This is a genomic window from Paenibacillus sp. JT22N15 (genome assembly GCF_059383755.1).
In genome coordinates, this window is the sequence record NZ_JBXENV010000005.1 from 34,118 (window position 1) to 55,698 (window position 21,581).

The window sequence follows — 21,581 nt, forward strand, 5'->3', positions numbered from 1 at the left end:
GGAGGCGAAGTCGATTGTTAAAAGGTTTTACGTATTTTTCTAAATATAGGAAAGTAGATGATTTTCATCCTTTCTCTATATTTCTTGGAATGAAACGCGCTGCACCGCCAGAGGACAGCAGCAGCCGTTTCACCTTGTGGGGCAAAATTAGTTTGTTTACATTGATTATGTTTGGTTTGCTTAGTTCAGCCGCTTTTGCGGCTACGTACACGTACGATGAGCTTAATCGCCTGGTAGCTGTAGATTATGACAATGGCGATCGTGTGGAATATGTTTATGACAAAAATGGAAATATGCTTTCTTCCAAATATACGAAAGCGGACGTAGTTCCCCCAGTAGCTCCTCCGGTTAGTGGAACAGGCGTAGTCCACCATTTTGAAGATGGCACCACCCAGGGCTGGACCTCGCAAGGCGACGGTGTTCAACTCGTTAATTCTCAGGAGATCGCGAGAAGCGGGAAGCACAGTCTGAAAGTCACCAACCGCACAGCGGCGTGGCAGGGCCCGATTCTTGATGCAACCCAATGGATAGAGAAAGGAAAAAGCTACCGCATTAAAGCAGCTGTACGTCTTGCTCAAGGGGAAGCATCGACACAAATCATGATGACGATTAGGCGGACATTGGCTGATGGAAGCAGCTTTTATGACCATTTGAATACCCAAACGGTTACCGCTGATGGCTGGGCTGTATTAGAGGGCGTTTATATGACTAGCCAAGAGGCGTCTAATCTGTCTCTCTACTTGGAAAGTGCAAGCGATACAGCTGCCTTCTATTTGGATGATGTGAGCATTGATGTTTATGTTGCTCCTGCCCCTTCTACTGAAACGCTATTGCATGATTTTGAAGATGGGACGACGCAAGGCTGGAGCGCGCAGGGTGATGGTGTTGTGGCAGCCAATTCCCAGGAGGCAGCAAGTGCCGGAAGCCGCAGCCTCAAAATTTCGGGAAGAACAGCTTCCTGGCAAGGCCCTATTCTGAATTTGACCTCCTTTATGAAGAAAGGAGCCACTTACGATATTAGCGGCAAAATTAAGCTTTCGGAAGGAACGCCCTCCTCTGATATTTTATTAACGATGAATCGCAAAGCCGCGGATGGTACGGATTATTATGAAAATATTAGTGCGAGCCATGTGACGGCAGATGGCTGGGCTTTCTTCAAAGGGGTTTATACCTTTACCGGGGAGGTAACCCATTTAACCGTTTATATGGAAAGCGCGAACGCCACGGCCAGCTTCTATTTGGATGAGTTTCAGGTGAAGAAGCATGAAGCTGCTCCTCCTGTTATCAGTCATGATTTTGAAGATGGCAGCTTGCAAGGCTGGAATGCGCTCGGAGAAGGAGTCGTATTAAGCAATTCGGATGAGGCAGCCAGCAGTGGACAACGCAGTCTTAAGGTAACCAATCGCACGGCAGAGTGGCAAGGGCCGCTATTGAATTTGACGAACGCCTTGCAAGCGGACCAGTCCTACACGGTGAGAGCGGCTTTCCGTTTGCTAGACGATTCTGCACCAGCCAATCTGCTGATGACGATTCACAGAAAGACAGCAGAAGGTGCCGATTACTACGATAACGTCAGTGTAAATGTCGTAAAGGCTGGGGAATGGGCGATTCTTGAAGGGCCCTACAGCTATAGCGGAGATGCATCGGAGCTTTCTCTGTATGTCGAAAGCTCTGATGCAACCGTTGGATTTTATGTAGATGACTTCACAATCAGCCGGAGGCAACCATAATGATTCGCAAAACGATACAGTGGCTGACCTTAGCCTGCCTTGCTTTAGCTTTTACGATGGGTTTCCTCGTGAAGCCAAATGTCACTTATGCAGCTCCGCTTAACTATACCGTTCCAGGTTATTCTTCAGCGGTTGTAACCTCTAGTTTTGCTGCATCCACTACAGCGGTAACCGCTGAAGGCACGTCTTATGATTATGCCCGTTATGCGGCCAATGGGTCAGTTGTCAACTTTGGCCAAGGCACAGGCAAAAAGTCGCTTAGCATCGTAGGCGGGCAGCGGCTCGTTATTACGAATACGTCAGCAAGCGGAGTTGTGCTGAAGACGGTAACAAGAGAGCTCGGTGCAAGTTATACTTCTACACCTGCCTTGAAAAAATATTTGCTGTTTCCAGGGCAGAGCATGAAGGCAACCAATCTGATTACCACATCGGAAAGCATTGACGTAGGCGGCAAAAACAGCCATGCCGATTACAATGCCAATGATATTCCCAACACCTATGACCGCACTCATGCTGGTGGAACGATGCCGATTCCAGCAAGGGAAGGTATAGCTATTACAAATACGGGAACCGTCAGCTATGAGGTGCTGGCGCCTTATGAGGTGTTCTCGTTCGCGAGCCGTACTAATCCAGCGGTGTTTGTGAAGACGCTGCAGCAGGGCCAGCATTTAGAAGCGTTAAATGTGACTCCTTATACGTTCACGATGTATTTCAGCCATAAAAATTATGACTATGCGATTTACGATGCCGCAGGCGTTCTCGACTCCTATGGTCATACAGGCTACACATCAGATATGTTGACTGCTGGGCGGAAAATGATTGTGAGCAATTATTCGGACGTACCGCTCGTAATCGAGGGTCCTTATGATGCGATTCCAACTAAAGCACGTGCTTACCCTGCGCTTTATACGCAGACGCTGACCAGTGGTCAAAGTGTTCTAGTCAAAAACATATCATCCGAAAGCTATGTCCTGAATTTAAAAGGGGCATATGATTTTGCGCAATACAGCGCAAACGGCAGTGTTGCCGATTATGGGCGGAAAATAACGACAACGGCAGGGACGAAGACAATTCCTGCTGGCGGCAGCATCGTCATTACCAAAACAGATGGCGGTACAGCCGAAGTCGTCGGGCCTCCAGACGGATTCAGCTTCACTGGCCGCACAGACCCAGCCCTTTTTATTGGCTCAATAGCAGTAGGACAAAGCTATGAAGCGACGAATCGCTTGTCAGGCAATGGATCGTTTACGATGAATGGCCTGTACGATTACGCGATTTACGACAGCTTAGGGAATATTAATAATTACTATGCAAATCGTTCTTTAGGCAGCTTCAGCATCAGTGCGGGAGAACGCGCGGCTTTTACGAATGTCGGCAGCGGGGCAGCTGAGATTATTGCTCCTTATGATGCGTTTAGGTTCGTATCGCGCTTGAGCCCCGTAAGCTTTAATAAGACACTGGTGGCAGGGGAAACCGTTCAGGCTGATAATATCTCGCTTAAATCATTTACGGTCAGCTTGAATAATCAGCATCATTATGTCACCTATGATACGGGAAATGAAGTGAGCGAATTCGGCAACCCGCAGACGGCTGACAGCCATATTGTAGATGACACGGAGCGAATCATCATCTCCAACAGCGGTACGGCGCCAATTGTTTTATCGGGCCCTTATGATGCTTTTCGCTTAACGGACCGATCAGCTCCTGCGCTTTACAAGGGCTTTTTGGCCAATGGACAGAGCATGCGCCTGACCAATATAAGCCCGACGCTGTTCCATTTAAATATGTCAGGAACGTACGATCAGGCCAGTTATAAAACGACAGGAGAGCCGCGCTCGTCAAAGCGCAAGGAAACCTCCCTCGGACAAATCCTTTATAACTCGGAACGGATAACGTTGACTGGCAGCGGGAGCTCCGTGCTGCAAATTCTTGCGCCTAATGATGTGACGCTTGTGCAATCGAGCACGAATCCAGCCTTGGCTGTGAAGGAGCTTGCAGTTGGGCAAAGCGCCCAGGCGAAAAATACGTCCACTTATAATGATCGAGTGGATCTGACAGGCAAGCACGATGTTATGGATTATGATGCCGCCGGCAATCCAGACAGCTATGCACGCGGGCGCACGATCGCTTACCGCGATGTGGATGCAGGTAAACATGTCTCCGTTATGAATACCGGTACAACGGCGATGGAGGTTTATGGCCCTTATGAGCTGTTTGCGATTACGAGCCGTGCTAATCCGGTTACGTTCAGCAGGGTATTGACGGCGAATGAGAGCATGGAGCTGCGAAATCAGACGGGCAAGCTGTTCCCGGTTTATTCGACAGGACTTTATGATCTTGCGCAATATGATTCTGCTAATGATGTAACCGATGTTGAGCGTGAGCATGGTACGACGGTCAAAAATGTGTCTGGGCTCAATCGTTTGGCAGTTACGAATGCACAGGCTTCTTCTATGGCTATTGAAGGGCCATATGATGTATTCGCATTGACAGGCCGGGCGAATCCTGCTCTTTTTGAACGAACCCTTGCACCTCGCCAAAGCATGGAGGCTGTTTTTAAAGGAGTAGATGATGCCTCTGTCTATATGACGGGCAAATATGATTATTCGCTTTTTGATCAAAATGGTTTAAAAACCTATGCAAGGCAGCAAAACATCATTAAAAATAGATTGGTAAATACGGGGCAGCGAATTGCGGTGATGAACACGGATGTTCAGTCCATCGTCGTTTACGGTGCTTATGATGTTTTTGACAACAATGCCCGTACGAATCCCGTAACGTTTCAGCGTACGCTCGCTCCAGGCGAAAGCTTTGAAGCGACAAACAAGGAACTGACTCCTTATGAGGTCTATCCGAGCGGACTATATGATTTCGTTGAGTTTGCTGCGGATCAGGATGTCAGGGAACTCGGACGGGATCAAACGGCGGCGCTTGAGATTATTTCGTCAGGAAACCGCATCGCGCTAACGAATGCGAATTCCCAAGCCATTACGGTTGAAGGCGCTTATGACGCTTTCCAATTGACGAATCGTACGAACCCTGCTTTATTCGAGCGTACGCTTCAGCCGGGCAGCAGCTTTGAGGCTGCTTACACCGGTACAAAGGATGCCAATGTGAAAATGACAGGCGTCTATGATTTGGCGCTGTACGATGCAGCAGGCGAGATTAAAAGCTACTATCGCGAGCGGAGCGCTTCTATTGGACAGGCTGTCGCTGTAGGCGAAAAAGCAGCCATTATGAACAGCGGCACCAGCAATATGGTTGCTTATGGGGCATATGATTTGTTCCAAATTAGCAATCGGGCGAATCCCGTTTCTTTTGTCCGTACGCTCTCCGGAGATGGGACGCTGGAAATTAAGCAAAAAACGAATAAAAGAATGAGCCTGTATTTAGATGGCACATATGATCATGCAGAATACGCAGCAGATGGCTCCGTTAACAGCTATGGGGCTGGGGCAACGCAGAAGGAGCAGATTATTGCGGTTGATGCGAAGTTTGTGCTGACCCCATCTGTTACGCATACGGTCACCGTTAGCGGTGCTTATGATGCTTTCGACATTACCCCGAGAATGATTCGGGCCGTGACGATTAAGTCGCTTGATCCAGGAGCTTCTTATTCGCTGCGCAATATTTCACCTGATTCTTTCAATCTGCGGATCATTGGAAAATATGACTATCAGATTTATGATTTATGGGGAAATATGCAGCGTTTCGGCAACGGCAGCTTATTGAACCCGCGTGTTATCGATTCAACAGAGCGGATGCTGATTACCAACGCGGATGTCGCTCCTATAACGGTTATGGCTCCAACCGACGCGATCAACGTAACCGACGGCGGCAATGCTAATGAGTTTGTGAAAGCTTTGGCAATAGGCGAAACGCTGGCAGTGAAAAATCAATCGGGCGGCGCGTCTACGATCAACCTTAGCGGCAAATATGATTACGCTTTGTATGATAGCGCAGGAGCACCTGTACGCTATTTGAGAGAGGCAACTAATACAGCTATAAGCGTACCGGCAGGTCATAAGCTAGTCATCACGAGCCGCATTGGTACTGGAACCGTTGTTACAGGTGGCGCTCTTGCTTTCCTTGTAACGGAGCAGGAAGAGCCAGCCCTGCGAATTGTTCCGGTTTCGTTCAAAAATACGGTCGAGCTGACAAATATCAGCCCGAAGGTTTGGTCCTTTACCAGCAGCGGTACAATGGACTGGGCTTCGTATAATAGCACGGGAACAGTGCTTGGTTACGCTTCTCGTGATACAGCAGCAACGCATGAGCTTGTTCTAGCTGAAAAGATGGTTGTAACGAGCCCTCTTAGTCAATCGTTAAGTATTTGGGGGCCTTATGAGTCTTTCAGCTATGTAGATCGTACTGATCCGGCACTTGAGCAGGAAACGCTGAAAGCTGATCAAACGGTTCAGGCTAAAAATCTGACCTCGTCAACTCAAACGCTAAAAGCCGGCGGCTCCTTTACGTATCGTAGCGGTTCGGGCAGTGAGCAGCCGGGACAAAGTCCGCTAAATGTAAACGCGGGAGCAACGCTGCTGCTTACGAATACAAGCGGTGCGGAATATCTCGTATTTGCACCATTTGGCGCCATTGATCTGAGCTTCCCTGGAGCAGATGGCACACCAATATCGGGCATCGGTGCAGCGGACAAAGTGAAGACGCTGGACCCGTCGGATTATGATCCACAGACGTTCCATGCGGACCCGATCGATACGGCAACGGGAGCGCAAATTATTAATCGCACCTTGCTTACGGCACATGGCGCGGTTCCGATTCCTTTTCAGGCTCAATATCATTCGTTGTTAACGGGTACTGGTGATCTGGGAGTCGGCTGGAGCCATAATTTTGAGATGAAGCTGGAGGCTGGTGCGAACAATGCAACGGTTTACTGGAATGCCTTCCGCTCAAATGTATTTAATAAAGCAGCGGACGGTAGCTATTCGTCAGCTGATAAAGCAACAAGATTGGATCATTTGACGAAAAATTCGGATGGTACTTATGTGCTTGAACGCAATGACGGTACATTCTATCGTTTCACAGCTGCAGGGCGCTTGACTGAAATCGAGGAGAAAAGCGGGCTGAAGCTGGCATTTGGTTATGCAGCGAATGGTGCTTTATCGACCATCAGCGATCCATTGACAGGAGCGGCTTTGACACTCAGTTATGATGCAGCTGGCCGAGTGGCTGAGGTTGCTGATCCGGCAGCGCGTTCCGTCCAATTCTCTTATGATGCAGCCGATCGCTTGAGCGAAATAACCGATGCAGCAGGAAATGCGACGACGTACAGCTACGACAGCAGCAATCGGATTGTCAGCGCATCGAGTGAGGGCGTCCAGCTGTTCGAGAATACGTATGATCATGAAGGACGCGTCATCAAGCAGCAGGATGCTGTTGCTGGACATGCTCCTACTACGTTCAGCTATGAAGAGAAGGACAAGCAGTTAGTTACGACGATTACCAATCGTAATGGCGATGTGCAGAAGTTAACACATGATGCGCAGTACCAACTGATTCAAACGGAAGACAGCTTAGGGAATAAAATGTCCTTTACGTATGATGTGCAGGGCAATCGCCTAACCGCGACTAATCCGCTAAATCAGACGATCAGCTATGCCTATGATGACAGGCGAAATCTGATTCGTTCAACCGATTATACGGGTGCGCAGGTCAATATGACCTATGACAATGAGGACAATCTGCTCAGCGCAACAGGCCCTGATGGCAATACGATTACGTATACGTATGACAATATGAACCGTTTGATATCTGTAACGGATACAGATGGACAAGTGACTACCTATGCGTATGATGCAGCTGGCATGTTATTGTCGGCTACTGATCCAAAAGGTGCGCAAACCTCTTATACGTATAATGGAGGCCGACTGGTTAGCATGAACAATGCGGCGGGCGAGGTTACGACGTATGGTTATGACGCTGCCGGAAGAATGGCAAGCGTAACCGATGCGGCAGGAAATACAAGCCAGCTTGTGTACAATGCAGATGATCAGCTGTTAAGCGATACGAATGCGCTGGGACATGCGTACTCGTATGCTTATGACAAGCAAGGCTTCCTTGCGTCAGAGGTTGATGCGCGTGGCAACACGACACATTACACCTATGATAACAACGGCAATCTGACACAGGTTGTAAATGCACGGAATCAAGCTTCGCAGCTCATTTATGATGCGGAGGGCCGTTTGATTGAAGCTGTTAATCCGCTTGGCGACAGTGTGAAGATTGTCTACGATGCTGTCGGCAATGTGCTGACTCAGACGAATGCAGAAGGGGAAAGCGTTCGTTATGTGTATGATTCCCTCTATCGTCTTGTAGAAGCCTATAATGCGGACAATACCAAAGTCTACGAGGTTGTCTATGATGCGAAGGGTAATCCGGTCACGATTAAAGATGCGCTGAATCATTCGCAAACTTATGTGTACGATGAACTCAATCGTCTCGTTGAAACGATTGATCCGATGAATCGTTCTACTACATTTGCATATGACGATCTGAGTCGTTTGACGACCGTAAGCGATGCGCTTAAAGGCGAAGCAAGCCGCAGCTACGATTCATTAAGCCAAGTCATCGGTTACTCCGATCCGAATCAGAATGCGGCAACGTATACGTATGATTTGGCAGGAAGATTAATTGGCGAAACGAATGCAGCTGGCGAAACATCGACTTACACGTATAATGCTTTAGGCTTGCCGGATGTGGAGACGAATGGTCGCGGACTGACGACGTCCTATAACTATGACGCAGCGTCAAGACTTAGCAAGTTCGTTGATCAAGCTGGTGAAGTCAGCTATACGTATGATGCGAACGGCAATATAACCGCGGTAACGGATGGGCAAGGCAAAGCCTTAACGCGTGTATTTGATGAGCTGGACCGCGTCGTGCAATATACCGATGAATTCGGCAATGTCATCAAATACAGCTATGACGCAGCAGGCAATATGACGCTGCTCACCTATCCAGATAACAAAACCGTTACCTACACGTATGACCGTGCGGGGCGTATGACGAGCGTAACCGATTGGAATGGCCGTGTAACAGCTTACAGCTATGATGCCAATGGCCGTCTTGCATCAACGCTTCGACCTAATGGCACAACGGAAACCAGAACGTATGATGCGAAGGGGCAATTGCTGACGATCAACGACATTGGCTTGGATAGCAGCATAATTCTTTCGTATACGTATGGCTATGATGCGGTTGGCAATGTCATCAGCGAAAATGGCGGTCCAACCGTCACCGACAGTGTATACTTGAACGGATTAAGTGTAGGCGAGAACGTATACGGCAATGTGTCGGGCAGTGTATACGTACCAGGAGATGCTGCTGGCTTGCAGCCAGATTCAGCAGAGATGCAGCTTCCGCCTGGCATGAGCAACACGGAAATGACCTACACAGCGGACAATCGTCTGGCGACCTATAACGGTAATCCAGTCGTGTATGATCAGGATGGCAACATGATCACCGGTCCGCTTGCTGGCGGTGGCAGCATGCAAAGCTACAGCTACGATTCGCGCAACCGACTAATGGAAGCAGGCGGCATCAGCTATGGCTACAATAGCGAAAACGTACGCACCTCCGTCACTGTAAACGGGGTAACGACTCGTTATGTCGTAAATCCGCAGGCGGTATTATCGCAAGTGCTGATGGAGACAGATGGACAAGGTAATCCGACGGCGTATTATGTGTACGGTCTCGGATTGATTGGCCGCGAGGCAGCGGATGGCAGTTATGCCACGTATCATTATGACCGTCGTGGAAGCACAGTCGCTCTGACGGATGACAACGGCGTGATCACCGATACGTATGAATACGGACCGTATGGTGAACAAATCCGTCATATGGGAACGACAGAGCAGCCGTTCCAGTATAATGGACGGGATGGCGTTGCTACAGACGCAAACGGCTTGTACCATATGCGTGCGCGTTATTATAATCCAGAAATCAAACGTTTTATCAACCGGGATGTACTGACAGGCTCGATTAGCGATTCACAAACGCTGAACCGTTACGCGTATGTGAATGGCAACCCAATATCCTATGTCGATCCATTTGGCTTAAGCCGTGATGGTGACTCCGCATGGCTGCAAGGCGGAAGCTTCCTTGCTGATCTCGTGCCATGGGTAGGCACGGTAAAAGGCTTCCAGCAGGCATTTACAGGTAATAACTATATTACTGGTGAACATCTCTCGGCGGGAGACCGTTGGGGAGAGGGAATTGGGGCAACACTGAGCATTATTCCGATTCCGGGTCTGAAGCATGCTGGTAAATATGGTACCAAGGGTGTCATTTGGGCGGGTTCGAAGCTGAAGAATATTTTTGGTGAAGATACGGTTAAAACGACGAAAAAACTTGTCTACGAATGTAACTGCTTTACAGCAGGAACCAAGGTTCTCACCGACGAAGGGGAGAAACCGATCGAGGAAATCGAGGTAGGGGATAAGGTTCTCTCAAAGGATGACGAGACCGGAGAAGTGGCCTATAAAGAGGTTGTAGGGCTGTTCCAGAAACAGGCTGACGAAATCTATTATGTCCACATCGGGGATGAAATCATCGAGGTCACAGGCGAGCATCCATTCTGGCTTGATGGCAAGGGTTGGACGTTTGTTAAAGACCTGAAAGTCGGTGACTTGCTTGTTTCGAGTGACGGCACTAAACTGGCAATAGACAAGATTGAAAAAGAGTCGCGCGAAGCAACGGTTTATAACTTTGAGGTTGAGGACTTTAATTCTTATTTTGTGTCTAACCTTGGGATTTGGGTTCATAATTGTGAGATAAATGGGAAGGGTTCTGGTTTGGAAGGATGGGGGTACAAATCCCAACCTGGAGAAAGGACTTTTGAAGGATATGTGAATTATAATGTGCCTATTGATAAAGAAACGAAATTATTCACGAATTCATCGGGATTTAACAACGTTGGAACTCCTGGAGGACAATTCAAGAGATATGGAAGCGATTCGCATGCGGGTTTAGCACCACATGTTCATCAGCCTCAAAGAAATGTTGACAGATCTGGCAACGTTCGAGGTTCTGTAGGAAGCAAAACGAAAAATGATGGAGTAACCTCTCCTACACGTAATGATGTAAGTCAATTATATGATTATCTTAATAACGGAAAATATAGAAATTAATTATTGAGAGGTGTTTATATGTCGTATGCAGTTTTTGATTGCTCTCAGTTTCTGACTTTTAGCAGTGACGAGTCAATGTTTATGAACGATGTAGTTCAATTCGAAAGGTTAGCGATGAAGGTCTTAAAAAAAGAGGAAATATCTGGGGAGAAGCTAGCTTATTTGAATCCTTTTCTTCTAGATAAAGTGATCGAGCTATTTAATCAAGAATTTGTAGGTATATTTGAAGATTGGAAGGAAGAGGAGAATCCGCCAATTGAACTTATTAATCTAAAAAAAGGAATCATTGAATTTAGTAGCAAGTTGGATATTGAATTTTTGAAGTTAATGATTATATCATGCGCCTCAGAAAACATTGAGGAGGATGCAATAGCTTGCAAGACTATTCATATTGACCAGTTTTATGAAGGGCTATTTGTGCTTTCTAAATGGAATTTCAAAGAAGTAGCCGATAATTTAATTCTTACAATTAATCTATAATTTTCAATTCCTTAACCTTGACAGGCTTCTTGCCTTTCAAGGTTTCTTTTTTTGAACAGGACTTCCTTGCGATCTCGTGACCGGGTCTAAAGCTGCGGGTAAATATGGCACGAAGGGCGTCATTTGGGCTAGATCGAAGCTGAAGAAAGTAGCTACCGAAAGTGCAGTAGCAACATCTTTGAAAAGTAAGTTTGGTCTAAAGCTAAACTTGCATTTATTTAGTTTTGAGGGAAAAACTTAAGATACTGTTGAGTTGTTCCGAGCAGTTGGTCCAGATGAATTTTATGACATAATGAATAATCGGCTCTTTAGACCAGGACCATACAGTTTTGATGGTAAGCAATTCGGATATAATTTTGATGAAGTGTTGAAACTGACGGATTTCTTAAAGGATTCTTCAGCAATTATTAAAGTAAAGCTACTAAAGAGTGTAATTGATGAATTAGACCACACACCTGTTGAAAAAATGATATTAAAAGGCGGATCTGTAACGGTACATCCAGATAAATATGATATATTTAATCAATCTATTCTTGAGATAATACACGAATATTAGGAGAAATTTAAAATGTTAAAGCTCGTCGCTGAAGTCAATTTTCTACCAGAAAATGAAGGTGGAATGACAAAGGATATATTTTCTGGATTAATGGTATCATTTAATGTGAATGGCGAATTGATTATGTGTAAAATTAGCTTAGGAGAAGAGGATGATAAAAGGGTAATTTCGAAAGGAGAAAAGCATATTGTACACATTGAATTGCCTTATGGGGAAGTGTTTAAAGATTTAATTGTACCAAATTATGTATTTAATTTAAACGGTGGCGGTAGAATAATTGGTAAGGGAATTGTACTTGATATATAGATAACATTATCTGACCTGCTTATCTCCGGATAGGCAGGTATATTTGTGTTCTTAATGAGGCTTCTCATTGTAAGAATAACTAATCATTTAATCAGATTGTGGCTGAACATCATTCCAATCGATTCCGGGCCTGAAGCATGCTGGTAAATATGGCACTAAAGGTGTCATTTGGGCTGGATCGAAGCTGAAATCACGTTTTTTTGCTGGGGGGACGGGGTATGTTCAGACAGGTGGGAGAGAACTTTCAGTTGATGCATATCTAAAGCGACTTGATGCTGCTGATGCAATGTATGATTCCTTTAGAAAATCGAATGTGGATATACAGAGTATTTCCCAAAATACAGGTATATCTGAGAATAGAATTCGAAGAATAAAAGATCATTTGTTTATTAAAGAGCCTATTAAAGAACATGGTGTTGGACGCTTTGAAGCAGATTATGAAATCGCACAAGCATGGGATAGACTTCAAAAAGGATCATTTAAACCACAAGATATTGACTTATTGAATCATGAACTCTTTGAATCTAAATTTGAAGGTATTTTTAAAACAGACTATAGGACTGCACATGATAGAACGGTTGATTCTGGTCGTCCATGGTATCCACATGAGGAGGATTAAATTTGGCTTCATATGTATTGCTACTAAAAGTACAGGAAGATGACGAAACAGTTGTCTACAGATTTGGACCAAATGAAGATGTTATGGGTAAAATTGAATTTCATAAGTTAACTAAGAAGTTTTCCGAGATAGAGTCTATACCTGATCCTAATATTCCTAGCAAATTTTATTTTGATAGAGCAGCTCAAAGATTGGTGATTTGCTTGGTTAGAGAGGGGGGAGAGTTTCCAGAAAGAACTACATTTGAATCATGATTATTTTGGTTTTCATGTGATTGATTCTACAAGTTGTTAGGGCTACCCACTAATGAATGAATCGAGCGGAGCAAAAAGAAAGAATATAATCTTTATACCCGAGTTATTTGAATCTGAACCTAAAGAGATTATTCAAATATGTGAAGGCTAAAGTTTGTAAACCTTGATTGACCTTTTGCCTTTCAGGGTTTCTTTTTTTGAATGACTTCCTTGCCGATCTGGTACCACTGAGGTGAATGGCGAAAGGTTTCCAGCAGGAAACAAGTAGAGGAGAGAACTATCGAGGAAATCGAGGTAGGGGATAAGGTTCTCTCAAAGGATGACGAAACCGGAGAAGTGGCCTATAAAGAGGTCGTAGGGCTGTTCCAGAAACAGGCTGACGAAATTTATTACGTCCACATCGGGGATGAAATCATCGAGGTTACAGGCGAGCATCCATTTTGGCTCGATGGTAAGGGATGGACGTTTGTTAAAGACCTGAAAGTTGGCGACTTGCTTGTTTCGAGTGACGGTTCTAAACTGGCAATAGACAAGATTGAAAAAGAGTCGCGCGAAGCAACGGTTTATAACTTTGAGGTTGAGGACTTTAATTCTTATTTTGTGTCGAATCTAGGGATTTGGGTTCATAATTGTGCGATTAATGGTAATCCTGTTCCTACAAAATCTGGTGGAGGAAGTAATCCTAGTGATTTTGTTAATCCTCACTCTGAAAAACATTTATTCGATTCAACGAGACCATCGACTAAGAATCGTTCACAATATGGTCAGGACGTTGACGTAGGAAAATTAAGACAAGAGACAATAACTAATCCTGATAAAGCCTACTCAAATTGGCCAAATCCAAATAATCCAAGCAACCAAAGAATAACCAAGTATTATAAAGAGTTTGACGGTAATATTAGTACACCTGATACACCAACAGGGAGTCATAGGGTGTTTGAAAATTTGGATGATCCAACCAGAAGTTCACATTTTCCTTATGTTTCAAGAAAATAAATTAGGAGGTGAAAATTTGAATGAATTGTTGTATCACGCCTACTTAGCCGAAGGTCATGAACATTATGTCTCCAAAGAGGTAATTATGTCGGGTGGTATAAATTCTATGACAAAATCAAACAATCGATATAGCAATGGTGGTAGGATAAAACTTGAAGTGACAGAACAATTCAGACCTATAAATACACCTGATTGGGTCAATTTCAGAAAGGCAATCGGGGTAGATATTGTTAATCGCTTTACAAAATCATTTTGCTTTCCAGTGTTTTCAAATAAAATCTTGGTTTTTGATGGGGACATTTCTCTTTCTATCTACGACCAAGCATTTTATGAGGATTTGAAGGATACCGATGAGGAAGCACTAAATTTTGATACAGGTGAAAGTATTGAACATTGGGTAGAATTGTACTGGGCAAGTTTGATGACACTCCAAGATTATAAAGTTAAAAAGCCTTTTTCCAAGCCGGAAGTATTGATATTTGAATCTGTACCTAAAGAGATTATTCAAATATGTGAAGGCTAAATTTTGTAAATCTTGATTGGCCTTTTGCCTTTCAGGGTTTCTTTTTTATGACTCTGTTACCACTGAGGTGAATGGGGAAAGGCTTCTAGCAGGAAACAAGTAGAGGAGAAACCTATCGAGGAAATCGAGGTAGGGGATAAGGTTCTCTCAAAAGATGACAAGACCGAGGAAGTGGCCTATAAAGAGGTTGTAGGGCTGTTCCAGAAACAGGCTGACGAAATCTATTACGTCCACATCGGGGATGAAATCATCGAGGTTACAGGCGAGCATCCATTCTGGCTTGATGGCAAGGGATGGACGATTGTTAAAGACCTGAAAGTCGGCGACTTGCTAGTTTCGAGTGACGGTACTAAACTGGCAATAGACAAGATCGAAAAAGAGTCGCGCGAAGCAACGGTTTATAACTTTGAGGTTGAGGACTTTCATTCTTATTTTGTGTCGAATCTGGGGATTTGGGTTCATAATTGTGAGATCCCAGGGATGGGTAATGCAGGTGCACCCAAAGCTGGTGGGGGCAAAAGTAAAAACAATATGAAGTATGATCCTGATGCAACAGGAGAACATTCAACCTATAAGAGTGACCCTCAAACAGGAGAAATAACGAATTGGCAAAGATGGTATAAATCCGACCCAAGAAACCCAAATCCGTTTACTCCAGGGGAGAGATACGATGGCAAGGGAGCAGGGCACTTTAATAAACAAACTGGTCAAATGGTGGAAACACCCCATGTTAATGATCCTAAGACACCGGGGGGGGGGTAAGAAAGCCATACCCTTGGGAAATTCCAGGTAAGCTTTGAGGAGTGTGAATGAGTGGATATTTTGAGATGGTTACAAGAGTGGTATTCCTCACAATGTGACGGAGAATGGGAGCATGAAAGCGGTATTAGAATAACGTCCATTGATAATCCTGGGTGGCATGTTGCCATAAATTTGATTGGTACTACGTTGGAAGATAAGCAAGTTGATTTGATTCAAATTGAACGAACCGAAGAAGATTGGATCTACTGCAAGATAGAGGCTGGCTGCTTTTCTGGTGCTGGAGGCCCGGGCAATCTTGAAGATGTATTGAGGGTTTTCTATCTATGGGCAACTAACGATTAAATTTTACACAACCTTGATTGGTTCTATGCCTTTCAAGGTTTCTTTTTTTGTGGGGGCTACCCAGTGCCGAAGTGGCCTATAAAGAGGTCGTAGGGCTGTTCCAGAAACAGGCTGACGAAATCTATTATGTCCACATCGGGGATGAAATCATCGAGGTCACAGGCGAGCATCCATTCTGGCTTGATGGCAAAGGATGGACGTTTGTTAAAGACCTGAAAGTCGGCGACTTGCTTGTTTCGAGTGACGGCACTAAACTGGCAATAGACAAGATCGAAAAAGAGTCGCGCGAAGCAACGGTTTATAACTTTGAGGTTGAGGACTTTAATTCATATTTTGTATCGAATCTGGGGATTTGGGTTCATAATTGTGAGATTCCAAGGATGGGTGGAGCTGATGACTTTGCTAATGAGCCTTTTTTACCTGATGAGTATTATAAAAATAATTATGCTCCAACGCAAGGGGCTCCGGGGACTAGAATTGATTTTAGCCGCTTAGGTTCTAGTGGACAGATTGAGAATTCTAGAGTCATTTATGACCAAGCAGGGAAACAAAAGTATAGAATTGATTATAGTGATCATGGTAACTCTGCTCACCACACAAATCCACATATGCACGAGTACATCTATCAAGATGCAGGGAGAAATGCTAAGGAACTTAAATATTTTGTAGAAAAATCAACAGAGAGATTAAGATTGGGAAAAATTAATAAATCAACAAATAAAATAGAATTTATTGACTAACAAGGAGGGATGCTATTTGCAATATATTAATAATTACAGTATAGTTACTGAAAAGTTGAATGCTCTTGGTTCTTGGATGTATGAGGAAATAATTGCGGTTAACTATGATATTGACATTGATTATGAAGATAATCATATTACGACACTTGATTTGTTTTTCTTTCTATCGGTTATAGAAACGAAACAACGTTTCAGATTGAAAGTTAGGTATCATAATGTTTCCGAACTTTCATTAAGAAAAGTCACAAATATATATTTAACAGACAGTTTGATAATACATGATAAAAAAGAACAAGGTTGGGATAGTAATCAAAGATATCATGTTCATGATGACAGCGGATATGGAGAAAACGATGGATATAACTTCATCAATTTTCACTGTAGTTCCATTGAAGCTATTTCATTGGAAGAATTCTAATTTGACTAATCTCTCGGAGGTCTTTTTGGATGGGGCTACCCAGTGCCGAATGAACGCATCATTCAACCAATAACACAGCTAACACATCTAACCCATGTAATACCCGCATAAAGATTTCTTGAAATTGTTGTGAGCACATCAATACTTTACTTTTTTAACCTTAATAACGCTATACCCTATACCGATACATCAAACAGGTCGAACATGGTGAGATACTATCATGATTGACCTGTTTTTTGTTAACTTCGTTTTCTAATAGGATATTCAAAATGCTACACAATTGTAGAATAAGCCGCCCCGATAGGGAGGATGAAAAGGCAAAGCATCTTTTGAGATAGATAGCCTGACCATTAATATTGTTAGGACTTATCTGCAAATTGTCCACAACGAATGGGCTACTTGCCGCGATAGTTATTGTGAACGAACAATTTGGTGACGACCAGTTGACATAAATAGGTGACGTATGCGTACGAAAATCAGGGCCGTCTCCTATCCGTAATTGATACGGAGGGACAAAAAACCGTCTATGCGTATGATGCAGTTGGAATGCTATTGCTCTTTAACCATCCGTTCTATGTAGAAGGTAAAGGGTGGACGTTTGTCAAAGACTTAAAAGTTGGAGACTTGCTTGTTCAGAGCGATGGCAATACACTCAAGATAGATCGCATTGTATTGGAACATAGGCAGGCTACTGTTTTCAATATGACGGTGGATGAGTTCCATACCTATTTTGTTAGTGATTTTGGGATATGGGTGCATAATACTGGTGGCGGAACTTGCGAATTTGTTAAAACTGCTAGCTACACACTTATAGATGGAATGAAAATGAAAACGAATGATGTGTTATCAGCAGCTGAAGAGTTTTTAGAAAAAGGTTATAAAGATTTGGGGAATGGACGTCTTATGTCCGAAGATGGTATACGTGTTGTTAGAATGGGGGATACAGATATTCTAGGCAAACATGGTGGAGGGCCGCATATGAACTTTGAAACCCTTGCTCTTAATCCTAGTAAGCCACGGAAAATGATGGTTGTTCAAAATCTGCATATTTATCTGGAGGAATAATGTGAATATTGAAATTAACATACCAAATTATCGGAAAGAAGAAGGTATAAAGTTTGTTTGGGACGACAACTTTACAATCGAGTCTTCAATTGAAGGTAGCATTATTACCATTAAAGCGAATGAAGCAGGTCTACGATCCTTAGCTAGGCAGTTACTAACCCTTGCACAACCAGAAGTTCCGTCAGGAAATCATATGCATTACGATGATCTTAATTCTCTGGAAGACGGTTCTTGTGAGTTAATAATTGAAAAAATTTAATGATGAAAGGGCTCGATTGTTAACTTGTACTCATAGATTGGATTTTAGAAAAAGTATCTAGGCTAAGGTGTCCTTATAGTGGGAATTAAAAAAGATGTAGATTTATCCGATGGTCATGCCCTTATTTATTAGTCACTGAAAAATAGCAAGGACTAAGGCTGTTTCCGGAAATCAAGCGGATGTAGCTTTTTTCCAATTGTTCAATGGCTAGTGATGGGTGCGGCAAACATGCAAGGCGGAAGCTGCCTAGCTGATCTCGTGCCATGGGTAAGCACGGTGAAAGGCTTCCAGCAGGCATTTACGGGTAACAATTATATTACTGGCGAACATCTCTCGGCGGGAGATCGTTGGGGCGAAGGAATCGGAGCAACATTGAGCATTATTCCGATTCCGGGTCTGAAGCATGCGGGTAAGTATGGTACCAAGGGTGTCATTTTGGCGGGTTCGAAGCTGAAGAATATTTTTGGTGAAGCGGATGAACTAGTTACAGTATATCGGGGACAGATAACTATTTAGAGAATTTAATATATGATGAAACAGGACATTTATTAAGTGACGCCACCCGAATAGCATATAGTGAAACTGGTAGTTTAGATAATGCATACACAGCTTCCAAAGCTATACATGATGAATGGCTCAAAATATGGTACAACAATATGAATGATTATATTCAAGCTCATGGTGCATTCGGCACAGATTTGCCAAAAGCCTTTAAAATGGATAGGACATTGATGTCTGTCACTACTGATGAGAAGATTGCCAAGTATTTTGCAAATGATGGAAAAGTATACGAGGCTAAATCCCGAAATCCCAGTTACTACCTCAAACAATACCGGGGTCTACAGAAAATGAGTTCTTAATTAAATTTGGTATAGGAGGTTTTACTCCAAAGTGAACCTAAATAATGAGTTAATTGCTCAGCAACAGATTGATAATCAACTAATATATATTTTAGATAAAAAAGCTTTTAAACTTCTGGTAAACAATCCTGTTATTGAGGGGCAGAGGATTGGTGCATTAGACATGGTTTTTAACATGATGAATTTCGTGCAAAAATATACTTTGTTTTCTCTTGCATTCTATCCATTAGGGGATCAGAACAGGTGGATGTTTTGTTTATTATTCAACATGAATAACAAACTACAAAGAGTGCAAATTGAGAATGTGCAATGCCAAGAGTGTAATTGGTTCGGAGTTATTGCAAACCCGACAATTCCAGAGCTGTATTATGGTTGTCCGGATAGATGGGAGGCATTGGATGAGGCTCATAAAACACCAAGAGTTAATTGCCCTAACTGTAGCAGCTCATTACCAAGACATTCAATATGGGCAAGTAGCTGATGATGAATTTTTTGGAGCGTTTACAAGGACATAGAAGTTTGTATTCTTATTCGTTTGGAACTATGTATCTTTGGGAGCAAATATTACTGGATGGGATGGTAACTATATCATGCAAATAAAATTACCAAATGCTACTCAACTGCCAAAGGATTTTAAATATCCAGATGCTTTTTTAAAGACAGTTAGACTTAATTTAGTGGAGTTTGATATATGGAATGTAATGAATGAGGATCAAGTTCTTCAAAGATTGAAGGGATTGCAAGAGAGATATCCAAATAGATTATTAATCCCCTTCGCCCGGAGGATTGATAATGATGATATTGCTTGTTTTGAAGTGGGAAAAAATGAAGAAGTACAGATTGTTCATGATTTTTCATCCCCTGGTTACGAACAGCGCAAGTCATATATTACATTTTGGGATTGGTTTAAAGATGCAATAGATGAAATGATTGATTTCGAATAACAAAGCCGAATGATCTATAAACGATATTAACTGAAGAAAATGATTATAGAATTAACGGATTTTATAACGGTTGGAGTGGATTCTTAATGGTCACTTGGACAACAGATTATGATGAAGCTGATATTGAAAATGTTAAAATGGTTGAGGAGAGATTAGCCATACATTTTCCTCAAGACTATCTGAATTATGCAATCAAATATCAAGGTGGCAGTCCATCTCCTTCAAATATTATGGTGGATGGAAAAGGTAGTATGCAATTTATTTGCTTATTGACGTTCTTGGCATTTGATGAATTCGATATTCTTGAGAAATATAATTCAGTGAAAAAACATATTCGATCTGGCTTAGTACCATTCGGGCTTGGGGCGGATGAGCATCTTTTTTGCTTCGATTATCGGGCAGGCAGTATACCTTCGGTATCTTTATGTAAGTCTAATTCAGATAGTGGAATAGAAGAAGTGCATGTTTGTAATTCATTTAGTGAGTTGATCTGCAAATTCTATTAGTTCTCTGCCCTAAGGAGGCAGTCTCCTCAGTATCTTTGAGAGACAGAAGAGCAAGGGAGTGGATGGCTCGCTTGAATTTGCATTAAATCATGACTAAAGGATATCTAGACTATTTCCAGGCCCATTGTATCTAGAAGGTGGGAAGAAATAAGTCAAAGCGTATGGAGGCTATATGTTTAATAAATTTTCTTTAATAGATGCTGAGAGTGACTTAATTATTGGAAACTCTTCTGAACTTATTGGCCTGACTGGAAACTGTATTGAGAAAATGGATAGTGAGGCTTTTCATAAAATAATTCTGAAAAATTTTCGATATAATGATGAGTTTAAGGAATATTGCAAGAAAAAAACATATATAAATAATTTATATCTCACTATACTAAATAATGAGGGGATCCCAATAGGATCTTACTATTTAATTTTAAAAGAGCCTCAATATTATTTCAGGTCCGAGTTTAGTGAGTGTAGGATTGAGCTTGAATTAATTGGGGAATTGTTACAAGTGGCAGCGGAAGAAGATTTAGCGATTTGGGAGATGCGAAGATCATCACTTACAGAAAAAAACGTATGGACAACGTTATCAAAAGAACAGCGAATAGGATGGATAGAAGTTGCCCGATTACATTACAAAACAAGCCATAATTCTCAAGATCAACAAAATGGAAAGTACTATATTGATACAGCCAATGTAACAAATTCTTCTGATTTCTTCTGTGCACTTGGTGAGGCTATTAACGGCCCAGGTGGTTACTATGGTTATGATATTAAAAGTCTTGAGGATTGTCTTTGTGGAGGTTTCGGTGCAGCGCCACCATTTGTTATTTATCTGCTTAATGTTAATAGTAAGTGGAAGAAAGATATCAGTTTTGTTCAACAATTAAAGGAAGTATTTTCTGTAAGAAATGTAGCATTAGTCTGTAATTAATTTCGTCTGATATAGTTAAAAAACAGACTGCGGCATATTCCAAAAATTTAACTATATATGAATTGCAATCGAAGAAAGGAGCTAACATGAATTTTTCAATAACAGAGCTTATTGTTGTACCCATCCAAAATGAATTATTTATAA

19 protein-coding genes and 2 pseudogenes are annotated in these 21,581 nt (G+C 42.8%); all 21 read left to right on the forward strand.

All coding sequences use genetic code 11. The features are described 5' to 3' along the window. Positions 1-14 precede the first annotated feature (14 nt). Positions 15-1,730 (forward strand): carbohydrate binding domain-containing protein, encoded by a 1,716-nt coding sequence (locus tag AC50X8_RS10840; RefSeq protein ID WP_494879721.1) that lies wholly within the window; start codon positions 15-17, stop codon positions 1,728-1,730. Continuing rightward, entirely contained in the window at positions 1,730-10,882 is a 9,153-nt protein-coding gene (locus AC50X8_RS10845) for a polymorphic toxin-type HINT domain-containing protein (RefSeq protein WP_494879723.1), read from the forward strand. The genes AC50X8_RS10840 and AC50X8_RS10845 overlap by 1 nt, the downstream gene beginning before the upstream one ends. An 81-nt stretch (positions 10,883-10,963) precedes the next feature. Next, positions 10,964-11,362 (forward strand): hypothetical protein, encoded by a 399-nt coding sequence (locus AC50X8_RS10850; protein ID WP_155973079.1) that lies wholly within the window; start codon positions 10,964-10,966, stop codon positions 11,360-11,362. 292 nt (positions 11,363-11,654) lie between these two features. Then, on the forward strand, positions 11,655-11,918 hold the full coding sequence (locus tag AC50X8_RS10855; RefSeq protein WP_494879725.1) for a hypothetical protein: 264 nt from the start codon (positions 11,655-11,657) through the stop codon (positions 11,916-11,918). A gap of 12 nt (positions 11,919-11,930) precedes the next feature. Beyond that, positions 11,931-12,224: a hypothetical protein gene (locus AC50X8_RS10860; protein ID WP_056034250.1), complete on the forward strand. Its 294-nt coding sequence runs from the start codon at positions 11,931-11,933 to the stop codon at positions 12,222-12,224. Between the two features lie 313 nt (positions 12,225-12,537). Then, the gene (locus AC50X8_RS10865) at positions 12,538-12,843 is read left to right on the forward strand and encodes a hypothetical protein (protein ID WP_494879727.1); all 306 of its coding nucleotides are present in this window, start codon (positions 12,538-12,540) and stop codon (positions 12,841-12,843) included. Between the two features lie 2 nt (positions 12,844-12,845). Then, complete coding sequence (locus AC50X8_RS10870) at positions 12,846-13,097, forward strand: hypothetical protein (protein WP_056034238.1); 252 nt, start codon at positions 12,846-12,848, stop codon at positions 13,095-13,097. A gap of 288 nt (positions 13,098-13,385) precedes the next feature. Next, the gene (locus tag AC50X8_RS10875; protein WP_494859724.1) at positions 13,386-14,093 is read left to right on the forward strand and encodes a polymorphic toxin-type HINT domain-containing protein; all 708 of its coding nucleotides are present in this window, start codon (positions 13,386-13,388) and stop codon (positions 14,091-14,093) included. Positions 14,094-14,109: 16 nt separating this feature from the next. After that, the gene (locus AC50X8_RS10880; RefSeq protein ID WP_056034321.1) at positions 14,110-14,616 is read left to right on the forward strand and encodes a hypothetical protein; all 507 of its coding nucleotides are present in this window, start codon (positions 14,110-14,112) and stop codon (positions 14,614-14,616) included. Between the two features lie 105 nt (positions 14,617-14,721). Next, positions 14,722-15,416: pseudogene (locus AC50X8_RS10885) on the forward strand (polymorphic toxin-type HINT domain-containing protein); the annotation flags it as partial. A gap of 13 nt (positions 15,417-15,429) precedes the next feature. Further along, on the forward strand, positions 15,430-15,720 hold the full coding sequence (locus AC50X8_RS10890) for an immunity 53 family protein (RefSeq protein ID WP_494879729.1): 291 nt from the start codon (positions 15,430-15,432) through the stop codon (positions 15,718-15,720). A 62-nt stretch (positions 15,721-15,782) separates the two neighbouring features. Beyond that, positions 15,783-16,460 (forward strand): annotated as a pseudogene (locus AC50X8_RS10895) (polymorphic toxin-type HINT domain-containing protein); the annotation flags it as partial. Between the two features lie 16 nt (positions 16,461-16,476). Continuing rightward, the gene (locus tag AC50X8_RS10900) at positions 16,477-16,878 is read left to right on the forward strand and encodes a hypothetical protein (RefSeq protein WP_494879731.1); all 402 of its coding nucleotides are present in this window, start codon (positions 16,477-16,479) and stop codon (positions 16,876-16,878) included. 456 nt (positions 16,879-17,334) lie between these two features. Next, positions 17,335-17,943 carry a polymorphic toxin-type HINT domain-containing protein gene (locus AC50X8_RS10905; RefSeq protein WP_056034223.1) on the forward strand — a complete coding sequence of 203 codons (609 nt, stop codon included), beginning with the start codon at positions 17,335-17,337 and terminating at the stop codon, positions 17,941-17,943. Between the two features lies 1 nt (position 17,944). Then, positions 17,945-18,202 carry an Imm32 family immunity protein gene (locus AC50X8_RS10910; RefSeq protein ID WP_056034219.1) on the forward strand — a complete coding sequence of 86 codons (258 nt, stop codon included), beginning with the start codon at positions 17,945-17,947 and terminating at the stop codon, positions 18,200-18,202. Between the two features lie 213 nt (positions 18,203-18,415). Beyond that, positions 18,416-18,718 (forward strand): pre-toxin TG domain-containing protein, encoded by a 303-nt coding sequence (locus AC50X8_RS10915; RefSeq protein WP_056034217.1) that lies wholly within the window; start codon positions 18,416-18,418, stop codon positions 18,716-18,718. Between the two features lie 140 nt (positions 18,719-18,858). Then, a complete protein-coding gene (locus AC50X8_RS10920) occupies positions 18,859-19,062 on the forward strand; it encodes a hypothetical protein (RefSeq protein ID WP_494879734.1) in 204 nt (67 codons plus the stop codon). A 31-nt stretch (positions 19,063-19,093) separates the two neighbouring features. Beyond that, entirely contained in the window at positions 19,094-19,543 is a 450-nt protein-coding gene (locus AC50X8_RS10925) for a hypothetical protein (protein ID WP_494879736.1), read from the forward strand. 109 nt (positions 19,544-19,652) lie between these two features. Beyond that, entirely contained in the window at positions 19,653-20,006 is a 354-nt protein-coding gene (locus AC50X8_RS10930) for a hypothetical protein (RefSeq protein WP_494879996.1), read from the forward strand. Between the two features lie 86 nt (positions 20,007-20,092). Further along, on the forward strand, positions 20,093-20,512 hold the full coding sequence (locus AC50X8_RS10935) for an SMI1/KNR4 family protein (protein ID WP_494879738.1): 420 nt from the start codon (positions 20,093-20,095) through the stop codon (positions 20,510-20,512). Positions 20,513-20,684: 172 nt separating this feature from the next. Continuing rightward, positions 20,685-21,437 (forward strand): barstar family protein, encoded by a 753-nt coding sequence (locus AC50X8_RS10940; RefSeq protein WP_494879740.1) that lies wholly within the window; start codon positions 20,685-20,687, stop codon positions 21,435-21,437. The last annotated feature ends 144 nt before the right edge of the window (positions 21,438-21,581 follow it).